Genomic DNA, 13,592 nt, shown 5'->3' on the forward strand with positions numbered 1-13,592 from the left:
TGAACTGGCCGGTTCGTTCAACCGTTTCGTCGACAAGATCCACGGCCTGGTACGGCAGATCACCGAAATGACCTCGCAGCTGACCGGGCTGGTGAACCAGGTGTCCGACCAGGCCAACCGTTCGGACCAGGCCATGGAACGCCAGCGTCACGAAACCGATCAGGTGGCCACAGCGATCAACGAAATGTCGGCGGCGGCCCAGGAAGTGGCCAAGAGCGCGCAGAACGCCGCGGTAGCAGCCCAGCAGACCGACGAAGAAGGGCAGGCGGCCAAGCGTGTTGTGGCCGGCAGCATCGAGAAGATCCATGCCCTGGTGGACGACATCCGCAGCAGCGGCGTGTCCCTGGACAGCCTGCAAAAAGACGTGTCGTCGATTGTCAGCGTGCTCGGGGTGATCCGCTCGATTGCCGAGCAGACCAACCTGTTGGCGCTCAACGCGGCCATCGAAGCCGCCCGCGCCGGCGAGGCCGGGCGCGGCTTTGCGGTGGTGGCCGATGAAGTGCGGGCGCTGGCCAGCCGCACGCAAATCAGCACCCAGGAAATCCAGGGCATGATCGACCGTTTGCAGGCCGGCACCCAGTCGGCGGTGGAGGCGATGCGTCGCTCCAGCGAGGCCGGCGACGGCACCTCGGCCCAGGCCAACGAGGCGGGGGCTTCGCTGGACACCATGGCTCAGCTGATCGCGACCATCAACTCGATGAACGCACAGATCGCCAGTGCCGCCGAAGAGCAGACCGCCGTGGCCGAAGAGATCAATCGCAGCGTGCACCAGATTGCCGTGGCGGTGGACAGCGTCGCCGACGAAACCCAACTCGGCGCGCAAACCTCTCGCAGCCTGGCCGACCTCGGTCAACGCCTGGGCAGCCTGGTCGGGCAGTTCCGTATCTGACGGAGCAGAGACAAAGCCTGTGGGGTTCGGAACCTGCCGGGTAATCAGCCTGGACGGAGTTCCACGCACCTTTCGGCTCAACTCCTACACTTGGTAAGACGGGTTACATCGCAAGCCCCCGACGACCACTACCCAAGGAGTCAACCCCATGACCGACCGTAAATGCGATTGTCCGAAGTGTTCCTGCAAGCTCGGCGAGCACCCGATCGTGCGTCACGGCAAGCACTATTGCTGTGAAGCCTGTGCCAAGCATCACGAGCACGGCGAGGAGTGCGCTTCCCAAGGCTGCAAGTGTGCCCACTGAAAACCACGGCATACGCAAAAGTGGAGCCTAGTCCGGCTCCACTTCCAGCCTGAGGCTGTCATCTTCCAGGCGTTCGCTGTGGCGGACGGTGCCTTGCAAGCGCCGCCCTTCGACCCGCAGCACCAGGGTCTTGGCTTGCTCCAGATCTTCCGGCAGTGGCGCCGGGACGCGTATGGCGAAGCAGAATGGGTCATTTTCGACCTGTTCCAGTCCGACCCGGCACTCGGTGCTCATGGTGATGCGGCCGCTCGGCGTGTCCAGATCGTAGTCCAGTTGCACAGGGCTGTTGACGGGTGTTGCGCTCATATCCCTTCCCCCGAACCTGATGGTTACCGGATATTAGTTCGCCGGCCGCCACTTGACGTTTTCCACGCCGAATTTTTCAGCCATCGGCTTGCTGGTCTTTTGCACCTTTTCGCGTCCGAATCGGGGGATTCGCCCCACCCCCGCGTCACAACTCGCCCAATGCCAGGCTTCTGCGTTATCCATTTTTTCCAGTCGGATGATGAATGATTTCGGAGCACCATGGAGGGTGTACTCGATGACGAATAATTTTGCACTGTTCATAAAGCCCCGGTTCCTCCCTGTTGTACATAAAAGGATCGCGCGCCATCAGAAAAATTCACTCGGATTGTCGGATACCGGCGGTTGCTGGCGACACGTTCGGCGCCTCGTTACCATGGAGCCTTCCCGTACCCAATGAACATAGACCATGGCCCTCGCCGCACCGCCTGACCTGAGTGACACCGATGTGCCTGTGCAACCGCTGGCCCGCACCTATCCGCGCGGGTTGTACATCGAGCCCCATGAGCACGTCTGGGGCCAGTTGCTGTATGCGATGAGCGGGGTGATGTGGGTCGAGACGCCGCATGAGGCGCTGGTGGTGCCTCCGCAACGGGCGGTGTGGTTGCCGCCCGGCGTGCCGCATGGCATTCGTGTGGTATCGGACCTGCAAATGCGCAATATCTACCTGCGACCGTCCCTGGCGGCGACCCTGGATGACAGCGTTCAGGTGATCGAGGTCGGGGGTTTGTTGCGCGAACTGATCGTCGGGCTGGTGGAGCAGGGTAACGACGGGGCGCCCGAGTATTACGACGCGCTGGTGGGCCTGGCGCTGCTGGAACTCAAGCGGGCCAGGCGTTCGCTGCTGAAAATTCCGCTGCCGGACGATTCCGACCGACGGCTGATGAACCTGTGTCAGGCGGTCATGGCCGCGCCTTCACTGGACATTCCTTTCGAACAACATGCGGATAACGCCGGAGCCAGCGTGCGCACCCTGGCGCGGCTGTTCAAGGACGGTTTGGGCATGGGCTTCGCCGAGTGGCGGCGTCAGGTGCAATTGGCGACGGCGGTGGCCGAGCTGATCCAGGGCGTACCGGTCAGCGCGATTGCCCGGGAGCTGGGATATTCTCCGAGCAGCTTCAGCGACATGTTTCGTCGTGAGCTGGGCGTTGCCCCTTCGCAGTTTCCTGCGGCGCAACGCCAGGACTGATTTCCTCGAAAACCAGGCTTTGGCCGAAATTCAGAAGCACTTGACCGATGATCAAAGGCGTCGCCCCCTAGACTTGGCGCATACCTCAATTGCCCCGGAGTCTGCCATGAACTACCTCGTGTCATTGGCCATCGGTCTGGGCGTCGGTCTGCTCTACGGCGCCCTGGATTTTCGTTCTCCCGCACCCCCGGCCATCGCCCTGGTGGGCCTGCTCGGCATGCTCGCCGGCGAAAAACTCTGGCCGATGGGGCGGGGGCTGGTGGCTGGCTGGATCTCCTGAACCCTTTTCGACTCGATGGATACGCCCATGAAAGCTCTGCAATTCGATAAAACCGGTGATCTCTCGGCCCTGCGCTACGTTGAGGTGCCTACCCCCGTTCCCGGCGCCGATGAAGTGCTGGTCGAGATCAAGGCCGCTGGCCTCAACCCCAGCGATGTGAAGAATGTGCTGGGACGTTTTCCCTACACCACCTTGCCGCGGATTCCCGGTCGTGACTTTGCCGGTGTTGTCGTGGCCGGCCCGCAGGCGATGATCGGTCGGGAAGTCTGGGGCACGGGCAAGGAACTGGGCTTTTTCGCCGACGGTTCCCACGCGCAGTTCGTCAAGCTGCCGGCCAACGGCGTGGCGCTCAAACCTACGCATCTGAGCTTTGCCCAGGCCGCCAGCCTTGGCGTGCCGTACACCACGGCGTGGGATGCGCTGGAGCGCAGTCTGGTGACGGCCGAAACCCGATTGCTGGTCATCGGTGGCGGGGCAGTCGGCAGTGCCGCGCTGGCCTTGGCCAAGGTGCGCGGTGCCCGGGTGTTGGCGGCCGCGCGGCGTCCGGAGCAGGTCAAGGATTTGCAGGACCAGGGCTACCAGACCCTGCAACTGGATAAACCCGAAGACCTGGGCGCACAGGTCAACGCGGTGTATGCCGGCGGCGCCGACGTGATTTTCGACACCACCGGTTTCTGGCTGCCGGCCTCGGTAGCGGCCCTGGCCACGTTCGGCCGCATCGCGATCATCGCGGCACCCGTGGACGGTCACGTGCAGTTGCCGGCCCTGGCGTTGTATCGCAAGGGGGGCTCGGTTGTGGGGATCAACTCGTTGCTGTACGGGGTGCAGGCGTGTGCGGCGATGCTCGAACAGTTCGGCCGGTTCTTCGATCAAGACCTGTTGCCGTTGCCCCAGGGCTTGTTCGAGTCGCCATTGGCCGAAGGCCTGGAGCGTTATGCCGAGGTGAATCAGGGCAGTGGTGACAAAGTGATTCTATTGCCATAACCGCGATCAATGTGGGAGCGAACTTGCTCCGGGCGGCGTTCCGACGATGGCGGAGTATCAGCCGGCATGGATGTCGGCTGTGAAGGCCTCTTCGCGAGCAAGCCCGCTCCCACAAGGTCCATGGCCGCGCAACGCCTTGCGCATGCCTCGCTCTGCTAGAATCGGCCCATTGACCCAATGAGGTACCCCTATGAGCGAGCCGATTCGCCTGACTCAATACAGCCACGGCGCTGGATGCGGTTGCAAGATTTCCCCCCAGGTGCTGGAAGTGATCCTGGCCGGCAGTGGGACGCAGAACCTCGACCCGAAACTTTGGGTCGGCAATGCCTCGCGCGATGATGCGGCGGTGTATGCAATCGATGATGAACGCGGCGTGGTCTCGACCACCGACTTTTTCATGCCGATCGTCGACGATCCCTTCGATTTCGGTCGAATTGCCGCCACCAATGCCATCAGCGACATCTATGCGATGGGCGGCGATCCGTTGATGGCGATTGCGATTCTGGGCTGGCCGGTGAACGTGCTGGCCCCGGAAGTTGCCCGGGAAGTGATACGCGGCGGTCGTTCGGTGTGTGACGCGGCGGGTATCCCGTTGGCAGGTGGGCACTCCATCGACGCGCCAGAACCGATCTTTGGCCTGGCCGTCACCGGTCTGGTGGAAAAGCGCCACATGAAGCGCAACGACACCGCCACGGCCGGTTGCCTGCTTTACCTCACCAAGCCCCTGGGGATCGGCATCCTTACCACGGCCGAGAAAAAGGGCAAATTGCGCAACGCCGACATCGGCCTGGCCCGGGACTGGATGTGCACCCTGAACAAACCCGGCAGCCGTTTCGGCAAGCTCGACGGTGTGACCGCGATGACTGACGTCACCGGTTTCGGCCTGCTCGGGCACCTGGTGGAAATGGCCGACGGCAGCCAGCTCACGGCGCGCATTGAATATGACCGCGTACCGCGCCTGCCGGGGGTGGAGTATTACCTGGAACAAGGCTGCGTACCGGGCGGGACTCTGCGCAATTTCGACAGCTACGCCAGCAAGCTCGGACGCCTTCAGGAGCTGCACAAACGTGTGCTTTGCGACCCGCAGACCAGCGGTGGCCTGCTGATTGCCGTGACGCCTCAAGGCAACGAGCAATTCCTCTCGGTGGCCGCCGAACTGGGCCTGAGCCTGGAACCGATCGGTGAACTGGTCGAGCGACAGAGCAACGCAGTCGAGGTGTTTTGATGTTCGTCGACTGCACTGATTACCGCGACATCTTCCTCAACGACCGTCCCATGATGGACGCCCGCGCGCCGGTCGAATTCAACAAAGGCGCGTTTCCCGGCGTGATCAACCTGCCGTTGATGAATGACCATGAACGCCAGCGGGTCGGCACCTGCTACAAGCAGCACGGCCAGCAAGCGGCCATCGTGCTGGGGCATCAACTGGTGTCGGGCGCGGTCAAGGCCGAACGCATCCAGGCCTGGGCCGATTTTGCCCGGGCGCATCCGGATGGCCTGTTGTATTGCTTTCGCGGCGGCCTGCGCTCGCAGATTGTCCAGCAATGGCTCAAGGACGAGGCGGGCATCGACTATCCACGGGTGGGCGGTGGCTACAAGGCCATGCGCACCTTCCTGCTGGACACCCTCGATCAAGCCGTGACCCAGTGCAATTTCGTCTTGCTGGGCGGGATGACCGGCACCGGCAAAACCGAGGTGCTCACGCAACTCGACAATGCCGTGGACCTTGAAGGTCATGCCAATCATCGCGGCTCCAGTTTCGGCAAGCGCGCCACGGGCCAACCCTCGAATATCGACTTCGAAAACCGCTTGGCCGTAGACGTACTGAAAAAACGCGCCCGGGGCATCGAGCAATTCGTATTGGAAGACGAAAGCCGTGCGGTGGGCAGTTGTGCCTTGCCGTTACCGCTTTACCAGGGCATGCAGCAGTTTCCGATGGTGTGGCTTGAAGACAGCCTGGAAGGGCGGGTCGAGCGGATCCTGCGCGATTACGTGGTGGATCTGTGTGCCGAATTCATCGACGTGCATGGCGAGGAGGGCTTTGCGCTGTTTTCCGAACGCTTGCTGGCAAGCCTGAACAATGTGCAGAAGCGCCTGGGTGGCGAACGTCATCGGCGCATGCTGGTTTTGATGGAGGATGCATTGGCCGAGCAGGCCCGCAGTGGCGCGGTGGATCTGCACCGGGGCTGGATCGAAGGCCTGCTGTGCGAGTATTACGATCCGATGTATGCGTTTCAGCGGGAGAAGAAAGACGCGCGGATCGAGTTTTCCGGGGAGCGGGGGGCGGTTCTCGAGTATCTGCGTGAGCGAGTGAAGCAGAAGGCTTGAGGGTGCTTTTGCCGGCCCTTTCGCGAGCAAGCCCGCTCCCACATTGGATCTGCGTCGTACACAAAATCTGTGTTCACTGAAGATCTGCTGTGGGAGCGGGCTTGCTCGCGAAGGCGCCCGCTCAGACAACGCATGCCTCAGGTCGGGCAGGTTTCGGCACCATTATCCAGGCCTTGCTTGTACACATGGCTCTGCAAGCTGGCCTTGCCGTTGTGCCAGGTCAGGGTGAGTACATACAGCGAGTCGTAGTCGCTGGACTCCCAGTCATCCGTGATGGTCATTTTCTTGCCGGTGGCGTCGCCGGCAACCTTGTTGATCAGCTCCGGCAGATAGCCGTGGGACCAGGCCGTGTAGATGACCGCATTGTGGTACTTGTCGTGGAGCAGTTCATCGGCCAGGTCACTGGTGTCATTGGCGGAAAAGTTGATGTTCACCGGCAGGCCAAGCTTGATGGCGCTAGGGCTGATGGTCATCAGTGGGCGGATGTAGCTGTAGGAATTGTCGAGCTCGCCTTCCTCGACGTTCCGCGTCGGGTTCGCCGCAAACACATAGTTGGCCTTGCCGAACTTGTCCGGCAGCAGCGTGGCCAGGTCGATGGCGCGGTTCAGTCCCTGGCAATTGAGCTGGCCCAGGCCTCCGGCGGGTTTTTCCCCGTGACGCAGGAAGACCAGCGTCTGGGTGCCATCCATTGGTTGGGCGCGACTCAGGCCGGACTCCAGCGTCAGGCACACCGCGCTAACCACCAATAAGGCGGGCAACAAAAGGTAAGCGCGATGTTTGAAGCGTTTGGCAAAATTGAACAGATTCATGTGTAAAGGGTCTTCAGCGCAATTCGGTTAAGGCTGACAAACCTCTACACCACGATTGTCCTGCGTCGGGTGTTTTCCATGTCATTGAAGCCGGTCCGTCATCAAAGGGGTGGTTCTCAGAGTCCCCTGAGCCCGTTTGGTTCGATTCCGGCCGAGTGGGCGGCAATGTACCGGTAACCTTCACGGGTTTGCAGCGAAGGTTATCGACAGGATGTTGCACAATTGTGGACACGCTACACCGGAGGGCGTTGAAACAGTCGTGATTTCTTTTGATCTCGCCTATCAGCGAGATCGATGGCTTCAAGGGATCGCTGAGCCGATATCTACATTATGATCGTCACTCTCAATGTCTTCGTGGATCGTGCCCATGACCGATTTGTCCGCATTCCCCATCACCCGCAAATGGCCTGCCCAGTATCCGGAGTGGATTCAGCTGTACTCCTTGCCGACCCCCAACGGCGTCAAGGTCTCGATCATGCTCGAAGAGATCGGCCTGCCGTATGAACCTCACCGGGTAGGCTTCGACACCAACGACCAGATGTCCCCGGAATTTCTTTCCCTGAATCCCAACAACAAGATTCCGGCGATCCTCGACCCCCACGGACCGGACGACCGGCCGCTGGCGCTGTTTGAGTCGGGCGCGATTCTGATCTACCTGGCCGACAAGAGCGGGCAACTGCTGGCCCAGGAGTCGGCACCGCGCTACGAAACGATTCAGTGGCTGATGTTCCAGATGGGCGGTATTGGTCCGATGTTCGGCCAGCTCGGGTTTTTCAACAAATTCGCCGGTAAGGACTATGAAGACAAGCGTCCCCGTGACCGCTACGTCGAGGAAAGCAGGCGCCTGCTCAAGGTGCTGGACGGTCGTCTGCAAGGGCGCGACTGGATCATGGGCGAGCGCTACACCATCGCGGACATCGCCATTTTCCCGTGGGTGCGCAACCTGATCGGCTTCTATGAAGCGGGCGATCTGGTGGGCATCCAGAACTTCCCTAACGTCACGCGGGTGCTGGAACGCTTCCTGGCGCGACCGGCGGTGGTGCGCGGGTTGCAGATTCCAGGCCCCGTCTCCAGCTGATCCACCGCATTACCTGTGGGAGCGAGCTTGCTCGCGAAAAACGTAAGGGCAACGCGAACATTCAGACAATGCGCGTTATCGTTTACGACCATCGTCGGAGCGCCGCCCGGAGCAAGCTCGCTCCTACATCTCGTCCTCTGAAATTCAGGAAAACCCATGTCCAGTCAGTTCCCCGAAGCACGCCCACGCCGTCTGCGCCGCAATGCGAGCCTGCGCAGCCTGTTCCAGGAGACCGAGTTCAGCCTGAACGACCTGGTACTACCGATTTTCGTCGAAGAAGAAATCGACGACTTCGTGCCGATCAACAGCATGCCCGGCGTGATGCGCATTCCCGAGTCGAAGCTGGCCGGCGAGATCGAGCGCTACGCCCGTGCCGGGATCAAGTCAGTGATGACCTTCGGCGTCTCCCACCACCTGGACAGCAGCGGCAGCGACACCTGGCGCGAGGACGGCCTGGTTTCGCGCATGTCGCGCATCGCCAAGGACGCGGTGCCGGAAATGATCGTAATGTCCGACACCTGCTTTTGCGAGTACACCGACCATGGCCATTGCGGCGTACTGCACAACCATGAAGTCGACAACGACCAGACCCTGATCAACCTCGGCAGGCAAGCCGTCGCGGCGGCGCGGGCCGGTGCCGACGTGATCGCACCCTCGGCGGCCATGGACGGGCAAGTCCAGGCGATTCGCCGGGCGCTCGATGACGCCGGGTTTACCCAGACGGCGATCATGGCCTATTCGACCAAATTCGCTTCGGCGCTCTATGGCCCGTTCCGCGAGGCCGGCGGCAGCGCGCTCAAGGGCGACCGTAAAAGCTACCAGATGAACCCGATGAACCGCCGCGAAGCGATACGCGAATCGTTGCTCGACGAACAGGAAGGCGCCGATGCGCTGATGGTCAAACCGGCCGGTGCATACCTGGACATCATCCGCGACATCCGTGAAGCCTCACGCCTGCCGCTGTCGGCCTATCAGGTGAGCGGTGAGTACGCGATGATCAAGTTTGCCGCCCAGGCCGGGGCCATCGATGAAGACCGTGTGGTGCGCGAGAGCCTGGGGGCGATCAAACGCGCCGGGGCAGACCTGATCTTTACGTACTTTGCGATGGACCTGGCGCTGGCGGGGATCTAAGGACCACCGCATACCCCCTGTGGGAGCCGGCTTGCTCGCGAATGCGGAGTGTCAGTGACAGATGTATTGACTGACACACTGCATTCGCGAGCAAGCCCGCTCCCACATTTTGATCGGTGTTGCATCAAGGCGCGCCGAAAAACGGCCGGATCCCGTGATCACGGAAATACCGTTCGATCACTTTCGGGTCCGCACAAGTTTCGGCAATCGCCACATAGGTATCGGGCCGCAACAGATAAAAGCCGTTGCGCCCCAGGCCCGCGGTTTCGAACGCCGGTCGCCAGTCGAACACATGCAGTGGCAAATGGTGCTCGTGGCACCAGGCGATCATCTCGTCGCTGGTGTCGCCATAGACATGTACCTGCCAGGTCAGGCACTTGAGCGACTCAAAATTATCCCCCTCACCGTCATGGGCCCAGGGCAGGCGATCGCCACCATGCACGTGCCCGGCAACGCCCGTGCTCAGCGGCATTCCACGATAATTGAGGGTGATCTGCGACACCGTGCGAAACATGAATTCGCGAGAGGTTTCGAACGAGGTTATTTTCGGTATCAAGAACGGGGCCAGGCGTGTACGCAGCAAGTCGGCAATTCGCCCATCGGCAGTGACGAAGTTAAATACCCGGTCGGTGGTGGCCACCAGTTTGCGTGCAAACGCGATGCGCTCGGTTTCATAGGTGTCGAGCAGTCCGGCCTCTGCGCCGCCGCTCAACACGGCCGCCAGTTTCCAGGCCAGGTTGATGGCATCGCCAATCCCGGTGTTCATGCCCTGGCCGCCCGCCGGGCTGTGCACGTGGGCGGCATCCCCCAGTAGAAACGCCCGGTCTTTGCGGAAGTGATCCGCCACCCGGTGATGTACGCGATAGGTCGAAAACCAGTTCAGTTGCTCGACCTTCACCTTCATGTGCTCGATGGCCCTGCTGCTGACGTCCTCGAAGCGCAGGGTCTCGGCGTGTTCGGCGCGTTCGTCGCGTACCGTGCCGATCAAGCGCGCGCGACCACTGCCGGCCAGCGGGAACACGGCGAGGAAGTCTGCCTCGTCGAGGTCCACATGCAGTTCGCCGTTGAATGTCGGGCCGCTGCCCTGTACGTCGGCGACGTAGAAAATCTGCTGGTAAGTCCCGCCGGGAAACCCGGTATCCAGGGTTTTGCGCACAATCGACCGGGCACCATCGCATCCAGCCAGGTAACAAGCCTGGCAGATTTCCTGCTGACCGTCGGGCAGGTGCAGCGTAGCTGTTATGCCGTCTGCGGTTTGCTCGAAGCCCGCCAGTTCGGTGTTACGTTCCACTGTGATACCGAAAGCGTTCAGGCGCTCGATCAGCAGCCGTTCGTGTTCATCCTGGGGAAAAATCTCGAGAAACGAGTAGGGCGTCAGGCCTTCACCGATCTGAGACAGGGGCAGGCGCGCCACGGGCTCACCCTTTACCCAGAAGTTGCCGGCCGTTACTTGATGTCCGTTTTGCACCACGGCGTCGTCCAGTCCGAGCTGGCGATACAACTCCAGCGTCCGTGCCTGGACGGCCAGCGCCCGGGACGTGGTGCCGGGGGCGGAGGTTTTGTCGACGATCCGCACGCGCACGCCGAGTTTGCTCAGCCACAACGCCAAGACCAGCCCGGTGGGGCCGGCGCCGATGATCAACACGTCGCTGCGGTGCATGAACCTGTCCTCCTCGCGGTGTGAATCAAGTATGGTCCAGTCGGGGAGGGCGGCAACCGTCGGACTGTCACGGACGTAGCCGCTGACCTGCCATTGGTCGTATGGTTGGCCCGGACCAACGGATTAGATGGAACGACATGCAAATCAGATTGATCACAAGCGTCGCCGTGTTGCTGGTATTGACCGGTTGCGGCAGCCAACGGACCCAGGAACCGGTGGCGCGCAGCCCGGCCGAAGTGAAGGCCGAGATTGTGCGTTTGCTGCCGGCCAAGGCTGCCGATCGCCAGGGTTGGGCCACGGATATCCAGGTGGCGTTTACCGCGCAAGACATCTCGCCGACCACGCAAAACCTGTGCTCGGTGCTGGCGGTGACTGAACAGGAGTCGACCTTTCAGGTCGATCCGAGCGTACCGGGCCTGGGCAAGATCGCCCGCGACGAGATCGATCGCCGTGCCGCCAAGGCACATATTCCCGGGCTGTTGGTGAGCGGTGCGTTAATGCTCGATTCGCCCAACGGCAAAAGCTACAGCAGCCGCCTGAATGCCGCGCGCAGTGAAAAGGAACTGAGCGCTGTTTTCGATGACTTCATCGGCATGGTGCCGATGGGCAAGACCCTGTTCGGCGGCTTCAACCCGGTGCATACCGGCGGGCCGATGCAGGTCAGCATTGATTTTGCCGAGCAGCAGGCCAAGGGCTATCCGTACCCGGTGAAGGGCTCGATTCGTCATGAAGTGTTCACCCGGCGCGGCGGCATGTATTTCGGCATTGCGCATCTGCTCGGGTATCCAGTGAGCTACCCACAGCCGTTGTACCGCTTTGCGGACTTCAACGCGGGTTGGTACGCCAGCCGTAACGCCGCGTTCCAGAACGCGGTGAGCCGGGCTTCCGGTATCTCGTTGGCGCTGGATGGCGACCTGGTGCGCCACGGTTCGATCATGCCCGGCACCACGGAACTGGCCGTGCGTACCCTCGGCAAGCAACTGGACATGCGCAATCCGACGATCCGGGAACAACTGGAAGAGGGGAACACCCTGGCGTTCGAAGACAGCAAACTCTATCGGCGGGTTTTCGAACTGGCCGAACGGGCCGAGGGCCGGCCGTTACCCCGTCAAGTGTTACCCGGGATCGTGCTGCAAAGCCCGAAAATCACCCGCAAACTCACCACCGCGTGGTTCGCCAAGCGAGTCGATGAACGCTACCAGCGCTGCATGGCGCGGGCAGGGCAGTAATCGCGGCGCAAAAAAAGCATAAAAAACCCGGCGGGTGAGGCCGGGTTTTCATTGAGTCCTGCGGTCAGGCACTGCATTCAGACAGCGCGGCTTTCGATCAAACGATCCGAACCACCTTCGGCGACGCGGTTTTGCAGGAGCTTGTCGGAACCGCCTTCAGCGACACGGTTTTGCAGCAGTTTGTCGGAACCGCCTTCAGCGACACGGTTTTGCAGCAGTTTGTCGGAACCGCCTTCAGCGACGCGGTTTTGCAGGAGCTTGTCGGAACCACCTTCGGCGACGCGGTTTTCGATCAGGCGATCCGAGCCACCCTCGGCCACACGGCTTTCAATCAGACGATCCGAGCCGCCTTCAGCGACTACAGGTTGAGCAGAGTTTGCGGCGAAAGCGTTAACTGCGAAAACCGAGAAAGCGATGCTGAGGAGGGTTTGGCGTTTCATGATGGTGTGCTCCGGGGTGCTTATGGGTTGGTATGGAGCAGATGTTACGCCGGGGATTTTTTAAGAGAACTTCATTGAGATGATGGTGAACATCGACGGCAATGATAGGACCGACACCAAACCCCAAGTGAACGTGATGGTGCGATCGTCGGATGGTCGTGGTGTGGCGGGTGGTGGCTTCTACACTGGTTAGCTGGCGCGATCCTCAGCCGCGACGCTTGATGCGGCACTGCAGAGGTTACGGTATGCAAGGAGACGTTTATGTACCAGCTCTACGGCCATCAGAACTCCGGGGCGGCGGCCATCGAAGCCGCCCTTGAGCTCTGTGATGTTCCTTATCGCTTCATCGATGTCGAGACGTCCGCGGAGGCGGCCCAGGCGCTGGAGAAGCTCAACCCGCTCAAACAGATTCCGACCTTGCAGCTACCCGATGGCGCTGTCCTGACCGAGAGCGCGGCGATCCTGATCCACCTCGGGCTCACCTTTCCCGCATCGGGATTGTTGCCGCAGGATCCGGCCGAGCGGGACCAGGCCATTCGCGGCATGGCGTACATCGTCAGCAATTGCTATGCAGCCATCGGCATCATCGATTACCCCGAACGCTGGCTGGCCGAGGCGGATGAGTTGTCCAGGCAGAACCTCATGGAGGGCGCCCGCCGGCGCCTGCACTGGAGTTGGGAGGTGTTTGCCGATCAGTTTTCGGGTGAGTTGTACCTGGGCAGCGAAAAACCAGGGGGCCTGGATGTGCTGGCGGCGGTGATCTCGCGATGGGCGGGCAGCCGGGAACATTTGCGCAACGCCCGGCCGGGGTTTTTCGCCTGGCTGGAACGCATCGACCGCCACCCGGCACTGGCACCGGTGTTCGCCCGGCATTGGCCGGCCTGAACACTGAAAAACCAATGTGGGAGCGGGCTTGCTCGCGAAGGCGGTGGGTCAGTCAACATTGATGCTGCCTGACACTACGCCTT

Annotated in this window: 15 protein-coding genes and 1 pseudogene; 11 read left to right on the top strand and 5 right to left on the bottom strand. The window is 61.4% G+C overall.

What is annotated here, in order from left to right; genetic code table 11:
* Positions 1 to 298: 298 nt before the first annotated feature.
* Together KGB29_RS28960 and KGB29_RS18610 are read left to right on the top strand one after the other, a co-directional pair.
* A pseudogene (locus KGB29_RS28960) lies at positions 299 to 889 on the top strand (methyl-accepting chemotaxis protein); the annotation flags it as partial.
* 148 nt (positions 890 to 1,037) lie between these two features.
* Positions 1,038 to 1,193: a metallothionein gene (locus KGB29_RS18610; protein WP_150814244.1), complete on the top strand. Its 156-nt coding sequence runs from the start codon at positions 1,038 to 1,040 to the stop codon at positions 1,191 to 1,193.
* A gap of 27 nt (positions 1,194 to 1,220) precedes the next feature.
* On the opposite strand, the gene KGB29_RS18615 is transcribed toward KGB29_RS18610, so the two are convergent.
* Entirely contained in the window at positions 1,221 to 1,499 is a 279-nt protein-coding gene (locus KGB29_RS18615) for a hypothetical protein (protein WP_150814243.1), read from the bottom strand.
* A 33-nt stretch (positions 1,500 to 1,532) separates the two neighbouring features.
* Entirely contained in the window at positions 1,533 to 1,760 is a 228-nt protein-coding gene (locus KGB29_RS18620; RefSeq protein WP_057714008.1) for a DUF6555 family protein, read from the bottom strand.
* 145 nt (positions 1,761 to 1,905) lie between these two features.
* On the opposite strand from KGB29_RS18620, the gene KGB29_RS18625 reads away from it, so the two are divergent.
* The 5 genes from KGB29_RS18625 (at position 1,906) to mnmH (ending at position 6,277) form a co-directional block, all read left to right on the top strand.
* Positions 1,906 to 2,685, top strand: a complete 780-nt coding sequence (locus KGB29_RS18625) for an AraC family transcriptional regulator (RefSeq protein ID WP_057714009.1) — start codon at positions 1,906 to 1,908, stop codon at positions 2,683 to 2,685.
* 106 nt (positions 2,686 to 2,791) lie between these two features.
* Positions 2,792 to 2,965: a DUF1427 family protein gene (locus tag KGB29_RS18630; RefSeq protein WP_079246732.1), complete on the top strand. Its 174-nt coding sequence runs from the start codon at positions 2,792 to 2,794 to the stop codon at positions 2,963 to 2,965.
* 27 nt (positions 2,966 to 2,992) lie between these two features.
* Complete coding sequence (locus KGB29_RS18635) at positions 2,993 to 3,949, top strand: zinc-binding alcohol dehydrogenase family protein (RefSeq protein WP_150814242.1); 957 nt, start codon at positions 2,993 to 2,995, stop codon at positions 3,947 to 3,949.
* A gap of 190 nt (positions 3,950 to 4,139) precedes the next feature.
* Positions 4,140 to 5,174, top strand: coding sequence for a selenide, water dikinase SelD (gene selD / locus KGB29_RS18640; protein WP_150814241.1), 1,035 nt, complete (start codon positions 4,140 to 4,142; stop codon positions 5,172 to 5,174).
* Entirely contained in the window at positions 5,174 to 6,277 is a 1,104-nt protein-coding gene (gene mnmH / locus KGB29_RS18645) for a tRNA 2-selenouridine(34) synthase MnmH (RefSeq protein ID WP_150814240.1), read from the top strand. Before selD ends, mnmH begins: the two co-directional genes overlap by 1 nt.
* Positions 6,278 to 6,414: 137 nt before the next feature.
* On the opposite strand, the gene KGB29_RS18650 is transcribed toward mnmH, so the two are convergent.
* Positions 6,415 to 7,086 carry a histidine phosphatase family protein gene (locus tag KGB29_RS18650; protein ID WP_150814239.1) on the bottom strand — a complete coding sequence of 224 codons (672 nt, stop codon included), beginning with the start codon at positions 7,084 to 7,086 and terminating at the stop codon, positions 6,415 to 6,417.
* A gap of 367 nt (positions 7,087 to 7,453) precedes the next feature.
* Here KGB29_RS18650 and KGB29_RS18655 point away from each other — a divergent pair, with 367 nt between their 5' ends.
* Together KGB29_RS18655 and hemB are read left to right on the top strand one after the other, a co-directional pair.
* Complete coding sequence (locus KGB29_RS18655; RefSeq protein ID WP_150814238.1) at positions 7,454 to 8,164, top strand: glutathione S-transferase family protein; 711 nt, start codon at positions 7,454 to 7,456, stop codon at positions 8,162 to 8,164.
* Positions 8,165 to 8,320: 156 nt separating this feature from the next.
* Positions 8,321 to 9,295 (top strand): porphobilinogen synthase, encoded by a 975-nt coding sequence (gene hemB / locus KGB29_RS18660; RefSeq protein ID WP_090456805.1) that lies wholly within the window; start codon positions 8,321 to 8,323, stop codon positions 9,293 to 9,295.
* Between the two features lie 124 nt (positions 9,296 to 9,419).
* Here the strand turns inward: hemB and KGB29_RS18665 are convergent, their stop codons facing one another.
* Positions 9,420 to 10,955 carry an FAD-dependent oxidoreductase gene (locus tag KGB29_RS18665; protein WP_150814237.1) on the bottom strand — a complete coding sequence of 512 codons (1,536 nt, stop codon included), beginning with the start codon at positions 10,953 to 10,955 and terminating at the stop codon, positions 9,420 to 9,422.
* Between the two features lie 137 nt (positions 10,956 to 11,092).
* Between KGB29_RS18665 and KGB29_RS18670 the strand changes: the two genes are divergently transcribed.
* Complete coding sequence (locus tag KGB29_RS18670) at positions 11,093 to 12,184, top strand: DUF1615 domain-containing protein (RefSeq protein WP_090456802.1); 1,092 nt, start codon at positions 11,093 to 11,095, stop codon at positions 12,182 to 12,184.
* Positions 12,185 to 12,261: 77 nt separating this feature from the next.
* Here the strand turns inward: KGB29_RS18670 and KGB29_RS18675 are convergent, their stop codons facing one another.
* Positions 12,262 to 12,624, bottom strand: a complete 363-nt coding sequence (locus tag KGB29_RS18675) for a hypothetical protein (protein ID WP_150814236.1) — start codon at positions 12,622 to 12,624, stop codon at positions 12,262 to 12,264.
* Between the two features lie 261 nt (positions 12,625 to 12,885).
* Here KGB29_RS18675 and KGB29_RS18680 point away from each other — a divergent pair, with 261 nt between their 5' ends.
* A complete protein-coding gene (locus tag KGB29_RS18680) occupies positions 12,886 to 13,509 on the top strand; it encodes a glutathione S-transferase family protein (RefSeq protein ID WP_057714019.1) in 624 nt (207 codons plus the stop codon).
* Positions 13,510 to 13,592 lie beyond the last annotated feature (83 nt).

Origin of the sequence: Pseudomonas sp. BF-B-30 (assembly GCF_019956305.1) — a bacterium.
In the GTDB taxonomy this organism is placed as follows: domain Bacteria; phylum Pseudomonadota; class Gammaproteobacteria; order Pseudomonadales; family Pseudomonadaceae; genus Aquipseudomonas; species Aquipseudomonas jessenii.